Origin of the sequence: uncultured Escherichia sp. (assembly GCF_948475835.1) — a bacterium.
GTDB lineage: Bacteria > Pseudomonadota > Gammaproteobacteria > Enterobacterales > Enterobacteriaceae > ECMA0423.
This window is the reverse complement of record NZ_CAOLGM010000023.1, coordinates 1-15,456: the sequence shown is the minus strand read 5'-3', so window position 1 is coordinate 15,456 and position 15,456 is coordinate 1. Positions and strand designations below refer to the sequence as shown.

The 15,456-nt window shown below is 51.4% G+C and carries 15 protein-coding genes; 7 read left to right on the top strand and 8 right to left on the bottom strand.

Annotated features, from left to right (window positions below):
• Nucleotides 1–15: 15 nt before the first annotated feature.
• Genes QZF50_RS06905 through yfcG form a run of 3 tightly spaced genes read right to left on the bottom strand, consistent with a single transcriptional unit; the run spans nt 16 to nt 1,996 of the window.
• On the bottom strand, nt 16–909 hold the full coding sequence (locus QZF50_RS06905; RefSeq protein WP_001028339.1) for a TIGR01777 family oxidoreductase: 894 nt from the start codon (nt 907–909) through the stop codon (nt 16–18).
• 20 nt (nt 910–929) lie between these two features.
• Nucleotides 930–1,292 carry a dihydroneopterin triphosphate 2'-epimerase gene (gene folX / locus QZF50_RS06900; protein ID WP_000068457.1) on the bottom strand — a complete coding sequence of 121 codons (363 nt, stop codon included), beginning with the start codon at nt 1,290–1,292 and terminating at the stop codon, nt 930–932.
• A gap of 56 nt (nt 1,293–1,348) precedes the next feature.
• A complete protein-coding gene (gene yfcG, locus QZF50_RS06895; protein WP_000566471.1) occupies nt 1,349–1,996 on the bottom strand; it encodes a GSH-dependent disulfide bond oxidoreductase in 648 nt (215 codons plus the stop codon).
• Nucleotides 1,997–2,131: 135 nt separating this feature from the next.
• On the opposite strand from yfcG, the gene yfcF reads away from it, so the two are divergent.
• Genes yfcF through yfcD form a run of 3 tightly spaced genes read left to right on the top strand, consistent with a single transcriptional unit; the run spans nt 2,132 to nt 3,983 of the window.
• Entirely contained in the window at nt 2,132–2,776 is a 645-nt protein-coding gene (yfcF, locus tag QZF50_RS06890; protein WP_000042442.1) for a glutathione transferase, read from the top strand.
• Between the two features lie 55 nt (nt 2,777–2,831).
• Nucleotides 2,832–3,383, top strand: a complete 552-nt coding sequence (gene yfcE / locus QZF50_RS06885) for a phosphodiesterase (RefSeq protein WP_000772452.1) — start codon at nt 2,832–2,834, stop codon at nt 3,381–3,383.
• A gap of 57 nt (nt 3,384–3,440) precedes the next feature.
• Nucleotides 3,441–3,983, top strand: a complete 543-nt coding sequence (gene yfcD / locus QZF50_RS06880; RefSeq protein ID WP_000437935.1) for an NUDIX hydrolase YfcD — start codon at nt 3,441–3,443, stop codon at nt 3,981–3,983.
• A 32-nt stretch (nt 3,984–4,015) separates the two neighbouring features.
• Here yfcD and yfcC read toward each other — a convergent pair whose 3' ends face one another.
• From yfcC to ackA, 3 genes are all read right to left on the bottom strand, one after another.
• The gene (gene yfcC / locus QZF50_RS06875) at nt 4,016–5,536 is read right to left on the bottom strand and encodes a putative basic amino acid antiporter YfcC (protein WP_001274493.1); all 1,521 of its coding nucleotides are present in this window, start codon (nt 5,534–5,536) and stop codon (nt 4,016–4,018) included.
• Between the two features lie 189 nt (nt 5,537–5,725).
• Nucleotides 5,726–7,870 carry a phosphate acetyltransferase gene (gene pta, locus QZF50_RS06870; RefSeq protein WP_000086722.1) on the bottom strand — a complete coding sequence of 715 codons (2,145 nt, stop codon included), beginning with the start codon at nt 7,868–7,870 and terminating at the stop codon, nt 5,726–5,728.
• Nucleotides 7,871–7,944: 74 nt separating this feature from the next.
• The gene (ackA, locus tag QZF50_RS06865) at nt 7,945–9,147 is read right to left on the bottom strand and encodes an acetate kinase (protein ID WP_000095707.1); all 1,203 of its coding nucleotides are present in this window, start codon (nt 9,145–9,147) and stop codon (nt 7,945–7,947) included.
• A 337-nt stretch (nt 9,148–9,484) separates the two neighbouring features.
• On the opposite strand from ackA, the gene yfbV reads away from it, so the two are divergent.
• From yfbV to QZF50_RS06845, 4 genes are all read left to right on the top strand, one after another.
• On the top strand, nt 9,485–9,940 hold the full coding sequence (gene yfbV, locus QZF50_RS06860; protein ID WP_000106627.1) for a terminus macrodomain insulation protein YfbV: 456 nt from the start codon (nt 9,485–9,487) through the stop codon (nt 9,938–9,940).
• Between the two features lie 82 nt (nt 9,941–10,022).
• Complete coding sequence (locus QZF50_RS06855; protein WP_000426124.1) at nt 10,023–10,517, top strand: YfbU family protein; 495 nt, start codon at nt 10,023–10,025, stop codon at nt 10,515–10,517.
• Between the two features lie 10 nt (nt 10,518–10,527).
• A complete protein-coding gene (gene hxpA, locus QZF50_RS06850) occupies nt 10,528–11,178 on the top strand; it encodes a hexitol phosphatase HxpA (protein WP_001203389.1) in 651 nt (216 codons plus the stop codon).
• Nucleotides 11,179–11,264: 86 nt separating this feature from the next.
• Nucleotides 11,265–13,097, top strand: coding sequence for an SLC13 family permease (locus QZF50_RS06845; protein ID WP_001012899.1), 1,833 nt, complete (start codon nt 11,265–11,267; stop codon nt 13,095–13,097).
• 58 nt (nt 13,098–13,155) lie between these two features.
• Here QZF50_RS06845 and yfbR read toward each other — a convergent pair whose 3' ends face one another.
• Both yfbR and alaA read right to left on the bottom strand, forming a co-directional pair.
• A complete protein-coding gene (gene yfbR, locus QZF50_RS06840; RefSeq protein WP_000813860.1) occupies nt 13,156–13,755 on the bottom strand; it encodes a 5'-deoxynucleotidase in 600 nt (199 codons plus the stop codon).
• An 83-nt stretch (nt 13,756–13,838) separates the two neighbouring features.
• Nucleotides 13,839–15,056 (bottom strand): alanine transaminase AlaA, encoded by a 1,218-nt coding sequence (gene alaA / locus QZF50_RS06835; protein WP_000074527.1) that lies wholly within the window; start codon nt 15,054–15,056, stop codon nt 13,839–13,841.
• Between the last annotated feature and the right edge of the window lie 400 nt (nt 15,057–15,456).

Below are 15,456 nucleotides of genomic sequence, written 5' to 3'. Positions count from 1 at the left end.
TTGCAGTAAACCACATCAGCGAACGACATCCGCCAGCGCCTCTTCTAAATCGTACCAACGAAACGCAAAACCCGCTTCTTCCAGCCGTTTAGGCAGCGCGCGTTGTCCACCTAATACCAGTACTGAAGATTCGCCCATTAACAGCCGAATGGCGGTTGCGGGGACGCGCAAAATAGCCGGGCGATGCAGCGCATGACCGAGCGCATGGGCAAATTGTTCATTGCGTATCGGGTAGGGCGAAACCATATTAAATGGCCCGCGCAGCTCGTTATCCAGCAGCCAGAGAATGCCGTTGACCATATCATCGATATGAATCCAGGCCAGATACTGCCGACCGGAACCAATCGGCCCGCCCAGGCCAAGACGAAACGGCGGCAGCATTTTACCGAGAATACCGCCATCCGGTGCCAGCACTACGCCGGTACGCAGCAGGCACACTCGCGTTTTGTCACTTTGCGCCCGGCAGGCAATCTCTTCCCAGCGGGCGCAGAGTTTATGAGTAAATTCGTTATGCGGCGGTTCCTCTTCGGTAACCACCACTTCACCTAAGTCGCCATAATAGCCCGTTGCCGAGCCGGAAATGAGTACCGACGGCGGCGTGTCGCTGGCATTAATCAAATCGACCAGTTTTTGCGTGATATTCCAGCGGCTTTGGCAGAGACGCTCTTTTTGCTCGTGAGTCCAGCGTTTATCAGCAATCGGTTCTCCGGCCAGGTTGATTACCGCATCAACGCCGTTGAGGTTGCTTTGATCGGCTAGCCCTTGCCATAGCGTCACCCGAGGGCCGAGAACGGAACTGGCTTTCTGTGGGTTACGCGTCACTACCGTGATTTGATGGCCCAGCTCCAGCAAACGCGGAATCAAATGGCGACCAATTAATCCCGTCCCTCCGGTGATCACTATGTTCATGCAGCCTCCCGATATGGCGGTTAACGCTGCCAGCTTAAGGTCATGGATACCGAATCGGCGTAGCGCAGCGCGTGCAGTTTATCGATCTCCACTTCAGCATACGTCACCCAGTGATGTTCACGTGCGATATCGAGCACATCCTGAGTTAATTTTTCCAGCAAAGAGAAACGGTTATTCTCTACATGCTGAATAATGTTTTTCGTTACGGTGCGATAATTCAGCGCATCGTTGATATCTTCGCTAGTGCGCGCTTTATCGGCGGGGTAGTGGATCGTCACATTGATAACAATATCCTGACGGTTGTTAATTTCTTCTTCCTTAATTCCGATAAACGTACGCAAACGAAGGTTCTTTATACGAATAATAGCGGCAGGTTGTGCCATTGCAGGTTCTCCGTTGTTTTACTTAGGATGAAATAATACACGAGAACCTGTTTCTGTTAACTATCCGAACGCTCATCACCGAGTTGTGCTTTTAGCAGTGCCTGCCCGGTGGCAGGGCGCGAACGGATCCGCTCATGCCAGTTCTTGACTGCCGGATACATTGCGAGGTCAATTCGCTGGCGAGTCCAGGCATTAACCCACGGCCAGCAGGCAATATCCGCAATGCTGTAGTTCTCGCCTCCCAGCCAGGGCGAGTTTTCCAGCCGCTTGTTCAGTACATGGTAAAGACGCTGAGTTTCAACCTGATAACGTTCAATAGCGTAAGGAATGGTTTGGGGGGCTGCGTGATTAAAATGATGATTTTGCCCAAGCATCGGCCCCAGTCCGCCTACCTGCCAGAATAACCACTGTAATGTGGCGGCGCGCTCACGCGTTTCATGACTCAAAAAGAGTCCTGTTTTCTCAGCCAGATACAACAAAATGGCACCAGACTCAAAGAGGCTTAACGGTTCGCCGCCATCGGCAGGAGAATGATCAACAATTGCCGGAATTTTGTTGTTGGGCGAAATGCGCAAAAATTCCGGACGAAACTGACCGCCTTTCCCCAGGTCTACCTTAATCAAGCGATAATCAAGCTCTGCTTCTTCGAGAAACAGCGTAATTTTGTGACCATTGGGTGTCGGGGCGAAATAGAGATCGATCATTGCAGCTCCGGTTGTTTAATCATCTGAACACCACAAGTATAGAAAGCGCGGCGACTTACGTGAGTATTCGTCACGTGACAGTGACAAAAAGGCTCTATAGTTTGATAGCCAGCCCCCTTTATTGCCGAGGACATAATGAGTAAACCCGCTATCACGCTTTGGTCAGATGCCCACTTTTTCTCCCCTTATGTGTTATCCGCCTGGGTGGCGTTGCAGGAAAAAGGCCTGTCGTTTCATATCAAGACCATCGACCTCGACAGCGGTGAACATTTGCAGCCGACGTGGCAAGGTTACGGTCAGACACGCCGTGTGCCGTTATTACAAATCGATGATTTTGAGTTGAGTGAATCTTCTGCCATTGCGGAGTATCTGGAAGATCGATTTGCGCCACCGACCTGGGAACGTATTTATCCGCTTGATTTAGAAAATCGTGCGCGTGCACGACAGATTCAGGCCTGGCTGCGCAGCGATCTGATGCCCATCCGCGAAGAGCGTCCGACGGATGTTGTCTTTGCGGGGGCGAAAAAAGCGCCACTAACGGCCGAGGGAAAAGCCAGTGCAGAGAAACTGTTTGCGATGGCAGAACATTTGTTAGTACTGGGTCAGCCGAATTTATTTGGTGAATGGTGCATTGCTGATACTGATCTGGCGCTAATGATTAACCGCCTGGTACTACATGGCGATGAGGTGCCAGAACGCCTGGTGGATTATGCGACATTCCAGTGGCAGCGAGCGTCTGTCCAGCGTTTTATTGCACTTTCGGCGAAGCAATCTGGCTGATAGCAACGACAGAATCCAGTATCATAGCTTACGTTTTTTCGACGAGGAGTGAGTGATGAAACTGATGTTTGCATCGGACATTCATGGGTCGTTACCGGCGACGGAACGTGTTCTGGAGTTGTTTGCCCAAAGCGGTGCCCAGTGGCTGGTGATCCTTGGCGACGTGTTGAATCACGGCCCGCGTAATGCTTTACCGGAGGGTTACGCGCCAGCCAAAGTCGCTGAACGGCTTAATGAAGTGGCACATAAGGTTATCGCTGTGCGCGGCAACTGCGACAGCGAAGTGGATCAAATGCTGCTGCATTTCCCGATAACCGCGCCGTGGCAACAGGTATTACTGGAAAAACAACGTCTGTTTTTGACGCATGGTCATCTTTTTGGCCCGGAAAATCTGCCTGCTTTAAACCAGAACGATGTGCTGGTGTACGGCCATACCCATCTGCCAGTGGCAGAACAGCGGGGGGAGATTTTCCACTTCAACCCCGGCTCGGTGAGTATTCCGAAAGGCGGTAATCCGGCGAGTTATGGCATGCTGGATAATGACGTACTTAGTGTAATCGCACTCAATGATCAAAGTATCATTGCGCAGGTCGCGATTAATCCGTAATTTACCCACAACTCAAAATGCGCCGTAAGAGCGCCAGAAAAAGAAGGTTTCCTGATAATGGAACAGCGTCGTTTGGCAAGTACTGAATGGGTGGATATTGTCAATGAAGAGAACGAAGTCATTGCACAAGCCAGCCGGGAACAAATGCGGGCACAGTGTCTGCGTCATCGTGCAACTTACATCGTCGTGCATGATGGCATGGGCAAAATTCTGGTCCAGCGTCGTACCGAGACAAAAGACTTTTTACCCGGCATGTTAGATGCGACCGCAGGCGGTGTGGTCCAGGCCGATGAGCAACTGCTGGAATCCGCGCGTCGCGAAGCGGAAGAAGAGTTGGGCATTGCCGGTGTCCCCTTTGCTGAGCACGGGCAGTTCTATTTCGAAGATAAAAATTGCCGTGTCTGGGGCGCATTGTTCAGCTGCGTCTCTCACGGTCCCTTCGCCCTACAGGAAGATGAAGTCAGTGAAGTTTGCTGGCTGACGCCGGAAGAAATCACCGCACGCTGCGATGAGTTCACTCCAGACTCGCTGAAAGCGCTGGCGTTGTGGATGAAGCGCAATGCCAAAAATGAAGCCGTAGAGACTGAAACGGCAGAATGAAAAAAGAGCCGCAATTGCGGCTCTTAACATTTTTAGTGGTAGCCCATCAACTGAGCGCCGATCACCACGACGCTGGACATAATAAACAGCAGTCCAAGCAGTGTCGCGCCCACCTTCAGCCAGTTACGGAAGTCCACCCGGCAAACACCGAGCGTCGCCATTAACGAAGCTGAGGTTGGGTAAATGATGTGGCTGAAGCCATCACCAAACTGGAATGCCAGCACGGTAACCTGACGGTTAACACCGACCAGATCGCCAAGCGGTGCCAGTAACGGCATGGTTAACGCCGCCTGACCAGAACCGGATGTCACAAAGAAATTAAATACCGCCTGGAAGAGCAACATAAACCAGGCCGCGACAGCGTTGTCCAGACCGCTAATGGCATTGGCAATGCTGTTGAGGATGGTATTTAACACGCTGGCATCACCTGCTTCACCATTACCGACCAGCAGCAAAATCCCTTTGGCGAAACCCACCAGCAGGGCAGGGGCGATCATCATTCGCGCCCCTTCGGTAAAGGATGAAGCCATGGTATTAACCGTCATGCCGTTAAGGCGGAAAACAACGCCGATGATGCCAATCACCAGACCCATGGTGAAGAACTGGCTGGCAATTTCTGGAATAAACCAGGCATTAACGATCACGCCCCAAATCACCCAGACCATTACGGCGGTCAGGACAATCAATACCAGCCAGTCACCAAAGGTAAACGGACGTTGTTCAACATCAGCCTGCTTTTCACGAAAGAAGCGGTCGGACTCATGCACGCGTGACAGAAGAGGATTCTTTTTCACTCGTGAGGCGTACACCATGGTAAAGATCAGGCCAATCAGAGTGGCGATAACCCACACCACGATGCGCAACCCGGAGCCAGAAAGCACCGGAACGCCGGCAATCCCCTGAGCAACGACCACACAAAACGGGTTCATCCACGAACTGGCAAAACCGATTTGCGTGGCAATATAGGTCACCAGGACGGTGGTAATACTGTCATAGCCCAGCCGGACCATTAGCGGTGCGATGATAATGGCAAAGGCGACGGCCTCTTCTCCCATACCAAATACCGCGCCGCCAAGTGAAAACAGAATAAACAGCGCAGGAATAAAGAGAATTTCATTCCCGCGGGTATGGCGAATAAGCGCCAGGATACCGTTATCAATGGTTCCTGTACGCATCACAATGCCAAACGCGCCGCCAATCACCAGCATAAACATGATGATGCCAACAGCTGTCCCGTATTTCGATCCTGAGGTTAATCCTTCAAACGGGAAGTTCATCAGGCCCGGGCGTTCATCGCCCGTCGTGAACAGCTGTACGCGGTGATACTCAGGTTCGCCTGCTTCGTTAGTCAGAATGCGAAATGAGTGTGGATCTACGACTTTGCGTGTTTTTGTTTGACCATCAACCTGATACTGCACTTCCTGACTGTCAAACATCCCCACCGGAACTACCCAGGTGGCAAGGCTGGTTAAAATAGCAACAAAAAAGATAATCACCAACGTATCGGGCATTGCCCATCTTCTTGTTGGTTTGGATTCAGTGATTGCGGACATAGCGCAAATATTCCCTTGCACAAAACAAAGTGGTAAGTATGCAAAGTGAAATGGCGCAATTCATTGATGCAGCGCAGTTAAGCAAGATAATCAGAAAGGATTAATGCAGATTAAGAGAATAAAAAACCGGAAATAGTGATTATTTCCGGTTCAGATATCCGCAGCGCAAAGCTGCGGATGATGACGAGATTACTGCTGCTGTGCAGACTGAATCGCAGTCAGCGCGATGGTGTAGACGATATCGTCAACCAGTGCGCCACGGGACAGGTCGTTAACCGGCTTGCGCATACCCTGCAGCATCGGCCCGATGGAGATCAGGTCGGCAGAACGCTGTACCGCTTTGTAGGTGGTGTTACCGGTGTTCAGATCCGGGAAGATGAACACGGTAGCGCGACCTGCAACCGGAGAGTTCGGCGCTTTGGATTTCGCAACGTCAGCCATTACCGCAGCGTCGTACTGCAGCGGACCGTCGATCATCAGGTCAGGACGTTTTTCCTGCGCCAGACGAGTTGCTTCGCGAACTTTTTCTACGTCGCTACCTGCACCAGAAGTACCGGTGGAGTAGGAGAGCATAGCAACGCGCGGTTCGATACCGAAGGCCGCAGCGGAATCAGCGGACTGAATCGCGATTTCTGCCAGCTGTTCAGCGGTCGGATCCGGGTTGATCGCACAGTCACCGTAAACGTAAACCTGTTCCGGCAGCAGCATGAAGAACACGGAAGATACCAGGGAGCTGCCCGGTGCAGTTTTGATCAGCTGCAGCGGCGGACGGATGGTGTTTGCGGTAGTGTGAACAGCACCGGAAACCAGACCATCAACTTCATCCTGTTCCAGCATCAGCGTACCGAGCACCACGTTGTCTTCCAGCTGTTCGCGGGCAACGGTTTCGGTCATGCCTTTGTTCTTACGCAGTTCGACCAGACGACCAACATAGCTTTCGCGAACCACTTCTGGATCAACGATTTCAATCCCTGCACCCAGTTCTACACCCTGAGACGCTGCAACACGGTTGATCTCTGCCGGATTACCCAGCAGTACGCAAGTTGCGATACCACGTTCAGCACAGATAGCGGCTGCTTTAACGGTACGCGGTTCGTCACCTTCCGGCAGTACGATACGTTTGCCCGCTTTGCGCGCAAGTTCAGTCAGCTGATAACGGAACGCAGGCGGAGACAGACGACGGCTGCGCTCAGAAGTGGCAGTCAGAGATTCGATCCAGTCAGCGTTGATGTAGTTAGCAACGTATTCCTGAACTTTCTCGATACGTTCGTGATCGTCAACCGGAACTTCCAGGTTGAAGCTCTGCAGGCTCAGAGAGGTCTGCCAGGTGTTGGTGTTCACCATAAATACCGGCAGGCCGGTAGCGAAAGCACGTTCGCACAGTTTAGAAATGCGCGCGTCCATTTCGTAGCCGCCAGTCAGCAGCAGGGCACCGATTTCTACGCCGTTCATGGCTGCCAGGCAAGCGGCCACCAGCACGTCAGGACGGTCTGCGGAAGTCACCAGCAGAGAACCGGCACGGAAGTGCTCCAGCATGTGCGGAATGCTGCGTGCGCAGAAAGTGACGGATTTAACGCGGCGAGTATTGATGTCGCCTTCGTTGATGATGGTCGCATTCAGGTGGCGAGCCATATCGATCGCACGAGTTGCGATCAGGTCAAAGCTCCACGGCACAGCGCCGAGAACCGGCAGCGGGCTGGATTCTTGCAGCTTCGCCGGATCAACATTGTTTACTTTAGCTTTGGAAGAGTCGTCGAAAATCTCGGACAGATCCGGGCGAGTACGACCCTGTTCATCAACCGGTGCGTTCAGTTTGTTAACGATAACGCCGGTGATGTTGGTGTTTTTGGCACCGCCGAAGCTGTTGCGGGTCAGTTCGATACGCTCTTTCAGCTGTTCCGGGGTGTCAGTGCCCTGAGACATAACGAAGACGATTTCCGCATTCAGCGTTTTAGCGATTTCGTAGTTCAGAGACTGGGCAAACTGGTGCTTACGTGTCGGGACCAGACCTTCAACCAGAACGACTTCAGCGTCTTTGGTGTTAGCGTGGTAGTTTGCGACGATCTCTTCCATCAGCACATCTTTCTGATTGCTGGAAAGCAGACCTTCAACGTAGCTCATTTTCAGCGGTTCAGCGGCCGTCGTGGTGGAAGAGTTCGCACGCACGATAGTCGTAGTCTGATCGGGCGCATCGCCACCGGTACGCGGCTGAGCGATAGGTTTGAAAACGCTCAGACGAACGCCTTTGCGTTCCATTGCACGGATCACGCCAAGGCTGACGCTGGTCAGACCGACGCTGGTTCCGGTAGGGATCAGCATAATAATACGGGACACGGTTTATCCTCTTTCGTTACCGCCGATTTGGCGGGTTACAAAACAGCACCGCCAGCTGAGCTGGCGGTGTGAAATCAGGCAGTCAGGCGGCTCGCGTCTTGCGCGATAACCAGTTCTTCGTTGGTTGGGATAACCACCGCAGGACGGGTACCTTCTTTGTTGATGAAACCAGATTTGCCGAAACGTGCAGCCAGGTTGCGTTCATGATCAACTTCAAAGCCCAGCACGCCCAGTTTGCCCAGAGACAGTTCACGAACCATCGCGGCATTTTCACCGATACCACCAGTGAATACAACAGCGTCCAGACGACCATCCATCAGCGCAGTGTAGGCACCGATGTATTTCGCCAGGCGGTGGCAGTAAACGTCCATTGCGCGCTTCGCGTCTTCTTTCGTCGCGTAGTTGTCTTCAACATAGCGGCAGTCGCTGGTCACTTCGGTCAGACCCAGCAGGCCAGACTCTTTGGTCAGCAGTTTGTTGATTGCGTCAACGCTCATGCCCAGGGTGTCGTGCAGGTGGAAGATGATCGCCGGATCGATATCACCAGAACGGGTACCCATGACCAGACCTTCCAGCGGGGTCAGGCCCATAGAGGTGTCAACGCATTTACCGTTGCGGATAGCAGAAACGGAACCACCGTTGCCCAGGTGGCAGGTGATGATGTTCAGTTCTTCTACCGGTTTGTTCAGCATTTTTGCCGCTTCCTGGGTTACATAGAAGTGGCTGGTGCCGTGCGCGCCGTAACGACGGATGCCGTGCTCTTTGTACAGGTTGTAAGGCAGGGCGTAGAGGTAAGACTCTTCCGGCATAGTCTGGTGGAACGCGGTGTCAAATACAGCAACGTTTTTGTCTTTCAGCTGTGGGAAAGATTTCAGAGCTTCTTCGATACCGATCAGGTGAGCCGGGTTGTGCAGCGGTGCAAAAGAAGCTGCATCTTTGATACCCTGAATAACAGACTCATCGATCACTACGGAGCTGGTATACTTTTCGCCGCCGTGTACGATACGGTGACCGATAGCAGTCAGCTGCGCAGACAGTTCTGGTTTTTGTGCCAGAATAGTATTAACGATAAAGTTGAGCGCTTCGCTGTGAGCGGCGCCTGCACCTAAAGCCGCTTCCTGTTTATTGCCGTCCATTTTCCATTTGATACGTGCTTCGGGCAGGTGGAAACATTCGGCTAAACCAGAAAGGTACTCTTCACCATTTACTGCATCGATGATGGCAAATTTCAGTGAAGAACTACCGCAGTTCAGAACCAGTACTAACTTACTCGACATGGAAGTACCTATAATTGATACGTGGCTAAAAAAACGTCAGGGAGCCATAGAGCGTAGCGCATGATGACACCGACATTTATGATTAACATCATGCACTGCAAATTTTTTTTGCATGATGGAAGAAATATCTTGAGTCTATGCCATTTTGCGTAATTTTCAGCCAATGGCATAATGTATATGAATTTGACGACTCAATGAATATGTACTACTTAGGCCTTCAGGCTGCTAAAGGATACCTGATAGTGGGTATGGAAGACAAAATGTTTTGAACGTTGTCCCGCTGAGTTGTGAATTTGCACAAATTTTTGAATCTTTATATGTGAAGTTGAGGTGAAGCATGTCAACGCCGGATAATCGTTCTGTTAATTTTTTTAGCTTGTTTCGCCGGGGACAGCATTACTCAAAGACGTGGCCGCTGGAAAAACGCCTTGCCCCGGTCTTTGTCGAAAATCGCGTTATCAAGATGACGCGTTATGCGATCCGTTTTATGCCGCCGATCGCCGTATTTACTCTCTGCTGGCAGATTGCCCTGGGCGGTCAGCTTGGGCCGGCAGTTGCCACTGCGCTGTTCGCCTTAAGTTTACCCATGCAGGGATTGTGGTGGCTGGGCAAGCGTTCTGTAACGCCATTACCCCCTGCAATCCTTAACTGGTTTTATGAAGTTCGCGGTAAATTGCAGGAGTCTGGACAGGTGTTGGCACCCGTTGAAGGCAAGCCTGATTACCAGGCATTAGCTGACACGCTTAAGCGCGCCTTCAAACAACTGGATAAAACTTTCCTTGATGATTTGTAATTGACCCCTGATTACGCATATAAAAGAAGGCATACTCAGCCTTCTTTTTTTTCACCGTAGTATAGTGATACAGGAGTCAACAATGGAAATGACCAACGCGCAACGTCTTATTTTGTCTAATCAGTACAAGATGATGACTATGCTCGATCCGGCAAATGCTGAACGTTACCGTCGCCTGCAAACAATTATTGAGCGTGGTTACGGATTACAGATGCGTGAATTGGATCGCGAGTTTGGCGAGCTGAAAGAAGAAACCTGCCGCACTATCATCGACATTATGGAGATGTATCATGCGTTGCATGTTTCCTGGTCTAATTTGCAGGACCAGCAATCCATCGATGAACGTCGTGTCACCTTCCTCGGCTTTGACGCCGCCACTGAAGCACGTTACCTCGGTTATGTCCGCTTTATGGTTAATGTGGAAGGGCGCTATACCCATTTTGACGCCGGAACTCACGGTTTTAACGCCCAGACGCCAATGTGGGAAAAATATCAGCGCATGCTTAATGTGTGGCATGCCTGCCCGCGTCAGTACCATTTGAGCGCCAACGAAATTAATCAAATTATCAACGCCTGAGGAGGCCCGCGTGCGGTGCAAAGGTTTTCTGTTTGATCTTGATGGAACGCTGGTGGATTCCCTGCCTGCGGTAGAACGGGCGTGGAGCAACTGGGCCAGACGTCATGGGTTAGCGCCGGAAGAGGTGCTGGCTTTCATTCACGGTAAACAGGCGATCACCTCTTTGCGCCATTTTATGGCGGGCAAATCCGAGGCTGATATTGCCGCCGAGTTTACGCGTCTGGAGCACATCGAGGCCACGGAAACCGAAGGTATTACCGCGCTTCCGGGGGCAATCGCCTTACTCAATCATTTGAATAAAGCAGGTATTCCGTGGGCCATTGTGACTTCTGGCTCCATGCCGGTAGCGCGAGCGCGCCATAAAATAGCTGGGCTTCCCGCACCAGAGGTGTTTGTAACCGCTGAGCGAGTGAAGCGCGGAAAACCAGAACCTGATGCGTATCTGTTAGGTGCGCAGCTGCTGGGGCTTGCGCCGCAGGAGTGTGTGGTGGTGGAAGATGCTCCCGCTGGCGTGCTTTCTGGCCTGGCGGCGGGTTGCCATGTCATTGCGGTTAACGCTCCGGCAGATACCCCGCGCCTGAATGAGGTCGATTTGGTCCTCCACAGTCTGGAGCAAATTACTGTGACCAAACAGCCAAATGGCGATGTTATTATTCAGTGAAACACCTGATCATGATTTAGCCCCGTCTCGTCGGGGCTTTTTTATGGCAGAATCAAGTCATCCCCCTCAATTAACAAGGATAAGTTGTGAACGGTGAATTGATTTGGGTTCTTTCATTACTGGCCGTTGCCATCGTCTTGTTTGCGACGGGCAGAGTGCGTATGGATGCGGTCGCTTTGTTTGTTATTGTCGCGTTTGCATTAAGCGGAACGCTGACGGTCCCCGAAGTATTTTCCGGCTTTTCTGATCCTAACGTTGTCCTGATTGCCGCCTTGTTTATTATTGGCGATGGTTTGGTCCGTACCGGTGTTGCCACCGTAATGGGAACATGGCTGGTCAAAGTGGCGGGCAACAGTGAAATCAAAATGTTGGTTTTGTTGATGCTGACCGTCGCGGGGCTTGGCGCGTTTATGAGTTCAACCGGCGTTGTCGCTATCTTTATTCCCGTGGTGTTAAGCGTTGCCATGCGTATGCAAACTTCGCCGTCACGTCTGATGATGCCGTTAAGTTTTGCCGGGCTGATTAGCGGCATGATGACGCTGGTGGCGACGCCGCCGAACCTGGTAGTCAACAGTGAATTGCTGCGTGAAGGCTATCACGGCTTCAGTTTCTTTAGCGTAACACCTATTGGCCTGGTCGTGCTGGTGCTGGGTATTTTGTATATGTTAGTGATGCGTTTCATGCTGAAAGGGGATACCCAGACCCCGCAGCGCGAAGGCTGGACGCGTCGAACCTTTCGCGATCTTATCCGTGAATATCGACTGACCGGGCGTGCGCGACGTCTGGCTATTCGCCCCGGATCGCCAATGATAGGTCAACGGCTGGATGATCTCAAATTACGTGAGCGTTATGGCGCTAACGTCATCGGTGTTGAACGCTGGCGGCGTTTTCGTCGCGTTATCGTGAACGTTAATGGGGTTTCTGAATTTCGCGCGCGTGACGTTTTGCTTATTGATATGTCTGCGGCTGATGTCGATCTCCGGCAATTTTGTAGTGAGCAATTGCTGGAGCCGATGGTACTGCGCGGCGAGTATTTTTCTGACCAGGCCCTTGATGTGGGCATGGCAGAGATTTCATTAATTCCTGAGTCAGAACTGATTGGTAAATCGGTGCGCGAAATTGGTTTTCGTACCCGCTACGGACTGAATGTGGTGGGGCTAAAGCGCAATGGCGTGGCGCTGGAAGGTTCGCTGGCGGATGAGCCTCTGCTGCTGGGCGATATCATCCTGGTTGTGGGTAACTGGAAACTGATCGGTATGCTGGCCAAACAGGGCCGCGACTTCGTAGCGCTGAACTTACCGGAAGAGGTGAGTGAAGCATCGCCCGCGCACAGCCAGGCACCCCATGCCATTTTCTGTCTGGTGCTAATGGTGGCGTTAATGCTGACAGATGAAATTCCTAATCCTGTTGCCGCTATCATCGCCTGCCTGCTGATGGGGAAATTCCGCTGTATAGATGCTGAAAGCGCCTATAAATCCATTCACTGGCCGAGCATTATTTTGATCGTTGGGATGATGCCGTTTGCTGTGGCATTACAGAAAACGGGAGGTGTCGCGCTGGCGGTGAAAGGGCTGATGGACATTGGCGGTGGTTACGGGCCACATATGATGCTGGGTTGTTTGTTTGTCTTGTCGGCGGTTATTGGGCTATTTATCTCTAATACCGCGACGGCGGTGTTGATGGCTCCGATTGCGCTGGCTGCTGCCAAAACGATGGGGGTGTCGCCTTATCCATTCGCGATGGTCGTGGCGATGGCAGCATCCGCCGCCTTTATGACACCGGTTTCTTCACCTGTTAACACACTGGTTTTAGGTCCGGGAAATTACAGCTTCAGTGACTTTGTGAAGTTGGGGGTACCGTTCACCATTATCGTGATGGCGGTTTGTGTGGTGATGATCCCGATGCTGTTTCCGTTTTGACAAGAGCCTGATGTCGCATCCGGCGCTTATTGCCTGATGCGACGCAGACTCCGGCTGCTTACAGCGGTGAATCCTGGCTAATCTCATCGAGCGAAAGATGGAAGCTGGGAACAAATACTTCCATGAAGTAGTCCATCTCCTGGCTGCGACGCGCTTCAAGCGTCGCTTCCAGTCGCGTTTTTGCCAGCAAGAATTCATTATTTCCGGCCGCGAGTTCTTCCAGACATTTCAGATATGCACACAGTGCATCTGCCTGTTTCACCAGCGATTTTTCTTCATCGCTATATGCATGCTCGTCAATTAACGGCGCAAAGATATCCCGCAGCTCTTCCGGAACCATATCGACCAGTTTTTGCTGAGCGATTTTTTCAATAGCCTTGTACTCCTGAGCGATTTGCGAATTGAAGTATTTCACCGGAGTAGGGAGATCGCCGGTGAGCACTTCTGAGGCATCGTGGTACATCGCCAGTAAAGCGATACGTTCGGCGTTGACATTACCGCCAAATTTCCGATTTTTGATAGCTGCCAGCGCATGGGCGACCATCGCTACCTGCAAACTGTGTTCGGACACATTTTCCGTCCGCACGTTGCGCATGAGCGGCCAGCGGTTAATGAGTTTCAGGCGGGAGAGATGGGCAAAAAAATGGCTCTGTTTCATAGTGACCTTACGTATGATGACATCATCAGGTCATTGTGGCGGGATAACGCTGCCGGATGCAATCTCCGGCAGTGAAATTAAGATTACAGCTGATGATAACCAGAAAGGAAACGCGCGAACTTGCTCAAAGACAGCTCGATATCATCGACACGCGGTAGCGTGACAATGCGGAAGTGATCCGGCCACGGCCAGTTGAATGCCGTCCCTTGCACCAACAGAACTTTTTCCTGCAACAGGAAATCCAGCACCATTTTCTGATCGTCGTGAATGTTAAAGCGTTTGGCGTCGATTTTCGGGAACATATACAGCGCACCACGAGGTTTCACGCAGGAAACGCCCGGAATATCGTTGATCAGTTCCCACGCGCGGTTACGCTGCTCATAAAGACGACCGCCAGGGGTAATAAATTCACTGATGCTCTGATAACCACCCAGCGCGGTCTGAATGGCGTGTTGCGCAGGAACGTTAGCACACAGGCGCATTGAAGCCAGCATTTCCAGACCTTCGATGTAGCCTTTGGCGTGTTTTTTCGGCCCGTTCAACACCATCCACCCCTGACGGAAGCCTGCAACGCGGTACGTTTTCGACAGTCCGTTAAAGGTAATGGTCAGCAGGTCAGGTGCCAGCGGCGCAATTGAGTGATGCTCAGCGTCGTCGTAAAGAATTTTGTCATAAATTTCATCGGCGAAGATAATGAGATTATGCTGACGTGCAATCTCCACAATCTCCATTAAAAGCTCTTTGGAATATACCGCGCCGGTTGGGTTATTTGGGTTGATTATAACGATCCCACGCGTACGAGGCGTAATTTTAGCGCGAATATCATCGAGGTCCGGGAACCAGTCAGAGGATTCATCGCAAAGATAATGCACCGCTTTACCGCTGGAAAGCGAAACCGCCGCGGTCCATAGTGGGTAATCTGGTGCAGGAACCAACATTTCGTCCCCGCTGTTCAGCAATGCCTGCATTGCCTGAACGATAAGCTCCGATACACCATTGCCGATGTAAATATCTTCCACGGTAACATCACGCATGCCACGAGCCTGGTAGTGCTGCATGATGGCTTTACGCGCGGAGTAAAGACCTTTGGAATCGCAATACCCTTGAGCGGTAGGCAGGTTGCGTATCACGTCAACGAGGATTTCATCTGGCGCGTCAAAACCGAACGGGGCTGGGTTGCCGATGTTCAGTTTCAGTACCTTGTTACCTTCTTCTTCCAGGCGTTTTGCTTCTTTCAGCACCGGACCACGGATGTCATAACAGACATTCTCTAATTTGCTGGATTTTTCAATGGGGGACATGAATCTTGACCTTTTTTGCTGTTATCGCCACTCCCTGCCGTGGAAGTCAGCTTAGAACAATGTACTCCCCCAGGACGGTGTTTTGAAGGTCTGCAGAATAAGATTTTGCCAGAGGGGAAGGCTCGATTGTGCTGTTAATAACTTAATAATGACAAAATAATGAGGTGTATATGCTTTACATGCAATGTTATATAGTGAATTGTTCTGATTCTTAATTGTAAGTCTGGTTTTTTTATCTGTAAGATAATTGTGTGAAAATGCCTCATTTAAGAATTCACTAATGAAACGCGATGATGATATTTCCGCATTACGGAGAGTTTAACAGCGTGATGATTTCCGAGGTGTCGTAATGGGGGCAAGGTGTGAAACTATTGTTAAGCGGAATTAATGAATGAGGATG